The sequence below is a fragment of the Peptostreptococcus anaerobius VPI 4330 = DSM 2949 genome (assembly GCF_000381525.1).
Classification (GTDB): Bacteria; Bacillota; Clostridia; order Peptostreptococcales; family Peptostreptococcaceae; genus Peptostreptococcus; species Peptostreptococcus anaerobius.
The window spans coordinates 20,031-27,337 of sequence record NZ_KB906630.1 but is presented as its reverse complement, the minus strand read 5'-3'; the positions used below and the strand labels follow the sequence as shown (position 1 = coordinate 27,337).

The 7,307-nt window shown below is 37.0% G+C and carries 5 protein-coding genes, 2 pseudogenes and 1 other annotated feature; all 7 genes and pseudogenes read right to left on the bottom strand.

Annotated elements, in window-relative coordinates; all coding sequences use genetic code 11:
• Window positions 1-230, bottom strand: a pseudogene (locus F823_RS0107755) (IS481 family transposase); the annotation flags it as partial.
• Between the two features lie 120 nt (window positions 231-350).
• A complete protein-coding gene (proC, locus tag F823_RS0107750) occupies window positions 351-1,157 on the bottom strand; it encodes a pyrroline-5-carboxylate reductase (RefSeq protein ID WP_002846102.1) in 807 nt (268 codons plus the stop codon).
• 32 nt (window positions 1,158-1,189) lie between these two features.
• Window positions 1,190-1,855, bottom strand: a complete 666-nt coding sequence (locus F823_RS0107745) for an HAD family hydrolase (protein WP_002846101.1) — start codon at window positions 1,853-1,855, stop codon at window positions 1,190-1,192.
• 29 nt (window positions 1,856-1,884) lie between these two features.
• Window positions 1,885-2,670 (bottom strand): TatD family hydrolase, encoded by a 786-nt coding sequence (locus F823_RS0107740; RefSeq protein WP_002843435.1) that lies wholly within the window; start codon window positions 2,668-2,670, stop codon window positions 1,885-1,887.
• A pseudogene (metG, locus tag F823_RS0107735) lies at window positions 2,670-4,616 on the bottom strand (methionine--tRNA ligase); the annotation flags it as partial. The gene F823_RS0107740 and the pseudogene metG, both read right to left, overlap by 1 nt.
• Before the next feature lie 46 nt (window positions 4,617-4,662).
• Window positions 4,663-4,915: a binding site (T-box leader), on the bottom strand.
• Between the two features lie 136 nt (window positions 4,916-5,051).
• The gene (locus F823_RS0107730; RefSeq protein WP_026333367.1) at window positions 5,052-5,480 is read right to left on the bottom strand and encodes an Lrp/AsnC family transcriptional regulator; all 429 of its coding nucleotides are present in this window, start codon (window positions 5,478-5,480) and stop codon (window positions 5,052-5,054) included.
• Between the two features lie 59 nt (window positions 5,481-5,539).
• Window positions 5,540-6,970, bottom strand: a complete 1,431-nt coding sequence (locus tag F823_RS0107725) for a nicotinate phosphoribosyltransferase (protein ID WP_002843420.1) — start codon at window positions 6,968-6,970, stop codon at window positions 5,540-5,542.
• Window positions 6,971-7,307: the final 337 nt, after the last annotated feature.

Here is a 7,307-nt window from a genome sequence, read left to right as displayed (position 1 = left end):
AGCATCTTTCTAATTAACTTCAATTCAGATTTTGTGTGAGCATTTGGACTGCGTAAAGGCCTTCTAGAGCCTAATGCTAAGCTCCTTACTGTGCCATCATACTTTTTTAGTTGTCTATACACAAACTGACGGTTAGTATGATATCGCTTTGCGGCTTTTGTAACTCCATATTTTTTAGCAAATTCACATAATTTTTGGCGGTAACGCATTTCTTCTGTTATAATAGACATGAGAGGACTCCTTTACTAAATGGTTTTGTTGATATTACTATTGTATCAGAGTTCCTCTCTTTTTTTATTCAATTGTGTAACATATGTTATAGCACATTACATATTTACTTCTTGTTTCTCTTACTTTTTAGCCATAGCAATAGACTTGTCAACACAGGCAATCTGTCCCTTTATGACAGCATTCCTTAGTCCATGCTCTTCAAGAGTTTCTACTGCCGCTATTGTAGTTCCACCTGGTGAGCATACCATATCCTTTAGTTCGCCTGGATGCTTGCCTGTTTCAAGAACCATCTTGGCAGCACCATATACTGATTGGGCAGCAAATTTATAGGCCTGTGCTCTTGACATACCTGTCTGTACAGCTGCATCTGCCATAGCCTCTATAAACATAAATACATATGCCGGACTAGAACCACTAACTCCTACAACGGCATCCATAAGGTACTCTCCAACTATCTCCGCCTTACCAAATGATTCAAATAACTCAACTACAAAATCCATCTCATCATTTGTAACATTCTTATTAGGGCTAAGAGCTGACATACCTTCACCTACTAGGGCTGGAGTATTAGGCATCACCCTTACTACCTTCTTGTCATCTCCAATAAGGTTTTCTATAGACTCAATTGTCGTAGCTGCTGCTATGGATACTATCAACTTCTGTCCATCGATTGAATCCCTAATATCCTTCATTACACCATTTATGATGTTAGGCTTTACAGCAAGAATCACAATATCTGCATCCTTTACAGCGAGACTTGAATCACTTGTAACATTTACTCCAAACTCACTCTTTACTCTATCTAAAGACGGTTGGTACAAGTCTGCTACAGTTACGTTTTCAGGACTTACTACACCTGCCTTTATAACTCCACCTAAAATTGCACTTCCCATGTTACCTGCACCAATAAAAGCTAGTTTTTTCATACCTTTTCCCCCCTATTTGTATAATGATGCTATTACTTGTCGTTACATTCAAGCCAGTCTATAAGTTCTAAAAGACTATTTAGCCTAGCTTCGGTATGGTCTATCATATCCTGAGTAGGCTCTTTTATACCAACTATATTGATACACCTAAATCCACCCCTGTAGGCTGCTTCAACACCAGATGGAGAATCCTCTAGGACTAGACATTCCTTTGGACTTAACCCCAACTTATCTGCAACCTTGAGGAATATCTCTGGGTTGGGCTTGGAATCAACTACTTCGTCACCATACATATAGGCATCAAAATGTTCATAAACATGCTCTTTTTTGAGTCTATTTTCAGCCCTTATTTTTCTGGTTGATGTAGCAATCCCCTTTTTATAACCCCTTTTGTCGATATAGTCTATTATCTCAAACACACCAGGTAAGACAGGTATGGGATAAGCGTCTAGTTGGGCTACCATGGCCTCTGTCTTTTCATTGGATATGGATTCAAAGTCAAGGCCTGATCCAGCATAAATTTTTTCAAGACCTGCTATTATTCCAGCCCTATTCCTACCCATGACCTGGCAGTATTCAGCATCTCCCATCTCATAGCCATACTTTTTCATGGTCTTGGTCCAAAAGTCTGATGACATCCTCTCTGTATCGAATATCACACCATCAACGTCAAATATTATTCCCTTAATCTTGTTCAAATTTTACTCCTGTTCTACTCGTCTTCGCTCTACTCGTCTTCACTGTGTATTAACTTAAAGAACTTCTTGGCATTCTCCTTAGTCGCCTGGCATACTTCCTCGTAGGATATTCCTCTTTCAAGGGCAATCTTTTCAGCGACGTGTCTAACCATTGAAGGGTCATTTCTCTTTCCCCTGTTAGGTACTGGTGCCAGATATGGTGAGTCCGTCTCTATAAACATCCACTCAAGAGGTATATTCTTGGCAACATCCACTGTCTTTCTATTGTTTTTGAAGGTAACAGTGCCGGCTATTGATATATGGCAACCTAGCTTGATATATTCCTTGGCAAGTTCAAGTTCTCCGCTATAGCAGTGTAAGACGCAACCTGTCTCTGGTGCCTTGTACTTTTTGATGATCTCAAAAGTATCTCCATGGGCATCCCTGTCATGGACTATAAATGGCAGTCCTAGTTCATTAGCAAGTTCAATCTGCCTTATAAACCACTTCTTCTGTAGGTCTCTTGGAGAATTGTCATAGTAGTAGTCTAGGCCAATCTCACCTATGGCAACTACCTTGTCATTTTCCTTAGCCCACTTTTTCAGTTGGTCTATATCTTCTTCGGTCATATCCTCAACATCGTGGGGATGTACACCTACTGCTGCATATATAAAGTCATACTTGTTGGCAAGATCTAGGGCTGTCTTAGATGTCTCCATGTCTGCTCCTGGATTTACAACTAGATCAACATCCCTCTGTCTCAGTAATTCTATTAGTTCTTCCCTATCCTCATCGAACCTCTCATCGTTAAGGTGGGCATGTGAATCAAACAACATTATCTCACCTCTGCTCCATCATTGGCACCGATAGCTTCTGGCAATACAAGAGCATCCCCATCATTTCCGGCTGCCAAAATCATACCCTGAGATTCTACACCTCTTAGCTTGACTGGCTTTAGGTTACATACTACAACTACACTCTTACCTACCATATCTTCTGGCTTGTAGTAGTTAGCTATGCCTGATACTATCTGCCTTACTTCTGAACCTATCTTAATCTGAGATACCAGTAGTTTGTCGGCCTTAGGGTGCTTTTCACACTTAACAACCTTACCAACCCTCATCTCTACTTTTGAAAAATCATCTATTGTTATCTCTTCCTTGTGATCTAACTTAACTTCCTGGTCTACTATCTTTTCAGCAAACATTTCTTCTAGGACCTTTATTTCTTCCTCAACATCTAGTCTTGGGAATAGGACTTCTCCCCTGTGAACCTTAGTTCCATCAGCTATTAGGCCAAATGTATCTGTACTTTCCCAATTAGTAAGCTCTTCAAGACCTTCTATACCCAACTGATAAAATATCTTTCTAGCTGTATCAGGAAGTAGTGAAGATATCAATGTAGATATCAATCTTATTGACTCACATAGGTTGTATAATACATGGTTTAACTGGTCCTTCTTGCTATCATCTTTTGCAAGAGCCCAAGGCATAGTCTCATCTATATACTTGTTTGTTCTTCTTACAAATCTCCAAACTGACTCAAGGGCCTCATGGAACATAAGGTCATTCATCTGTTTTTCAAAATCAACTCTGATTTCCTTGTATAGATTTATTAGTTCATCATCAAACTCAGTCTTGGCATCATTTACTACAAGGATTCCGTCATTGTACTTTTCAACCATTGAAACAGTTCTACTAACAAGGTTACCTAGGTCGTTGGCTAGGTCTGAGTTGATTCTAGTTATAAAGTTTCTATGAGTATAGCTACCATCCTGACCAAATGAGAATTCTCTCAATAAGAAGTACTTAAGGGCATCTACACCGTACTTGTCTACCATCTGGCCTGGATATACTATGTTACCCTTAGATTTTGACATCTTGTCATCAGCAAATAGTATCCATCCATGTCCAAATACCCTCTGAGGTAGAGGTAGATCTAGGGCCATCAATAAGGCAGGCCATATAATTGTGTGGAATCTCACTATTTCCTTGGCTACCAACTGTACATTTGCTGGCCAATAGTTCTTGAACTTAGAATCGTCTTCACTCATGTAACCTAGAGAAGTTATATAGTTGCATAGGGCATCTATCCATACATATATTACATGGTCTTCATCGAAAGGTACCTTGATACCCCAGTCAAATGATGTTCTAGTTACAGATAAATCTTCTAGTCCTGGATCTATGAAGTTCTTGATCATTTCATTCTTTCTTGACTCTGGAAGTACAAAGTCTGTATTTTCAAATAGGTCTCTTATCCTATCCTGGTATTTTGATAGTCTAAAGAAGTAAGACTCTTCCTTAACTATCTTAGTTTCCCTACCGCAGTCTGGACACTTGTGCCCATCTATCATCTGTGATTCAGTCCAGAAACTCTCACAAGGTACGCAGTAGTTACCCTCATATGAACCCTTGTAGATATCTCCTTGTTCGTATAATTTAGTGAATATCTTCTGGATTATAACTTCATGTCTTTCCTTGTCAGTAGTTCTTATAAAGTCATCATTAGATATTTCAAGCTTTTCCCATAGCTTCTTTATATCAGCTATCTGGGCATCCAAAAATTCTATCTCAGACATACCCGCTTCCTGGGCCTTCTTCTGGATTTTTTCTCCATGTTCATCAGTTCCAGTAAGGAATCTTACGTCATAGCCACAGAATCTCTTAAATCTAGCAATAGCATCTGCTGCTATTGTAGTATAGGCATGTCCTATATGTAATTTACCACTTGGATAATATATAGGTGTTGTTACATAAAATGTCGGTTTTTTTGTCATGTCTTCCTCCTTATAATAAAAAAATAATAAAAAACACCCCTATGCAAAGCATAGGGGCGAGTATTAGTCACGGTACCACCCTATTTACTAAAAAATACAACTATGCTGTCATATCTAATAGTACCTCTTGGATTTAACGCATCCATACACATATCCTAACTTTGACCTATACTAAATTATAGCATCCTTGCTCAGATATGTAGCTCCAAGTCCATCTTCAATATCTTCCGGGTGTCGGCTTTCACCAGCTCCGACTCTCTGCTACCCTTACCAATACCTACTCTTCTCTTCTTAGCCCATATAAAATTCTTACACCCCTAATTTTATAGTATTTACTTTGAAAAGTCAATCACCATGCAAAAACTGGCAGCCTTTTTAATATACCCCTTTTTGGTCGATTAAAAAACTATACTTAAAATACAATAAGTTATAGGGATCCTATATTATAGATTTAGACTGTATTGGAGTTGAAAGTATCACTGATGTCTTAGTTCTTCCAAAATCTTTCAATCCATTTATTACATTCTCTAAATCATCCATATTCTCAACAATTACCTTTATCAGAAAACTATCGTCACCTGTAATATGATGTCCTTCAACAATTCTAGGGTCTTGTTCTACCTGCTCTAAGAATAAATCGTATGCAGTACCTGGTAATGATACATTTATAAATGCCTTTATAGACCTTCCCATAGAATCAGGATTGATAATAGCCTTGTAGCATGATATTATACCTGATTCTTCAAGTCTTTTTACCCTTTCTGAAACTGCTGGAGATGTAAGACCAACTGCAATCCCTAGATCTTTCATTGAAATTCTACCATTGTCCTGCAATATTTCAATGATCTTCGCATCTGTTAAATCCATTCTTTCTTCATAAACTTTTTTTGTCATATTAATCCCTACCTTACACAAATATTTTAAAACTATCTTTTTGATGCTATCAAATCATTCTTCATATCCCATAACTTTTGAGATAAGTCTACCTTGTAGATATGTGGGTTCTTTATCCTCTTGTACTGGTCCCACATTGAACTCAATTCTTTTTTTGCATATTCCTTTACTTCATAAACTGATTTTCTTTCTCTTACTAGTTTACCTTCTAGGAATAGAGGCTTTAGAAGCTCTCTTATAGTATAATTCTCATAGACCCTTCTCTTCCATGTATAAACAGGGTCAAATATCTCTAGAGGTTTTGTCTCATCTATAGTTTCATCATCCAACATTATAAGGTCAGCTTCGCACTTTTCATTCTTATTATATATTCTAACTACCTTCTTAAAACCAGGGTTATTTATCTTTTCTGGATTCTCAGATATCTTTATCTTCGGTTCAAGTATTCCCTCTCTATTAGTTGTTGCAGCCAACTTGTATACCCCTCCAAGAGAAGGATAATCATATGAGGTAATTAGTTTTGTACCTACCCCCCAAGAATCTATAGCAGCCCCTTCCTGTTTTAGAGAAATAATTGTATATTCATCTAGGTCGTTTGATGCTGTTATTTTGGCATTTGGATATCCAGCATCGTCTAGTATCTTTCTAACTTCCTTTGACAAGTATGTCAAGTCGCCTGAATCAAGTCTTACTCCAATAGGTTCAAAACCCTTTGCCCTTAACTCATCAAATACTATTAAGGCATTTTTGATACCACTTTCTAGAACATTATAAGTATCTATAAGTAGTAGACATGAATCAGGATAAGTCTGAGCATAGGCCCTAAAAGCTTCTAACTCGGAGTCAAATTTCTGTACCCAACTATGGGCATGAGTCCCTGCTACCGGAACTCCAAACATCTTACCTGTCAAAACATTGGATGTACCAGTACATCCACCTATTATTGCAGCCTTGGCACCATACAAGCCTGCTTCTGGTCCTTGAGCCCTTCTAAGCCCAAATTCAAGGACAGGATCTCCTCCTGCTGCATTGCAAACTCTTGAAGCCTTTGTAGCTATCAAGGTCATAAAGTTAACTATAGAAAGAATAGCGGTTTCCACCAACTGAGCCTGGTAAAGCGGTGCCTTTACCACTATAATAGGTTCTCCAGGAAACATTACGCTACCATCTTCTACGGCATATATATCACCAGTGAATTTAAAATCCCTTAGGAAGCCAATAAAATCTTCATCAAACAAGTTTAAACTTCTCAAATAATCCAAGTCATGTTCATTAAAACTTAGGTTATTAATATAATGAACTATTTCTTCAATTCCACAAACAATTGTGTATCCACCTTCACACACATTTTTTCTAAAAAACACATCAAAAACAGCGGTATCATTTTCTACGCCCTTTTTGTAATATCCATTCATCATTGTTAATTGATAGAGATCAGTTAACATTGTTAGGTTGGTTTTCATTTTACTCTCCTTTTTATATAAATCCCGCCAATTTTGTAATAATACTTTAAATATTAAAGTAGCATTAGATAAGTATATTTTAACACAAATATTAGAAAAATACTATTTTTATTTAAATACTTATAGATTCTTTGTATAATCACATATTTTATAAGAGTAAAACTTAATCAATACATTTATTTTTTTATATTATTACTAAGTCGCCTTATTTTAATAAATAAGTGATTCATACTTTTTATTTTATTAATTAAAAAAGAACACCTTATCACTATAGTGATTTAAAGGTATTCCTTTCAACAACTTAATTTGTATTTTATATGTATTTCACGAACTAACA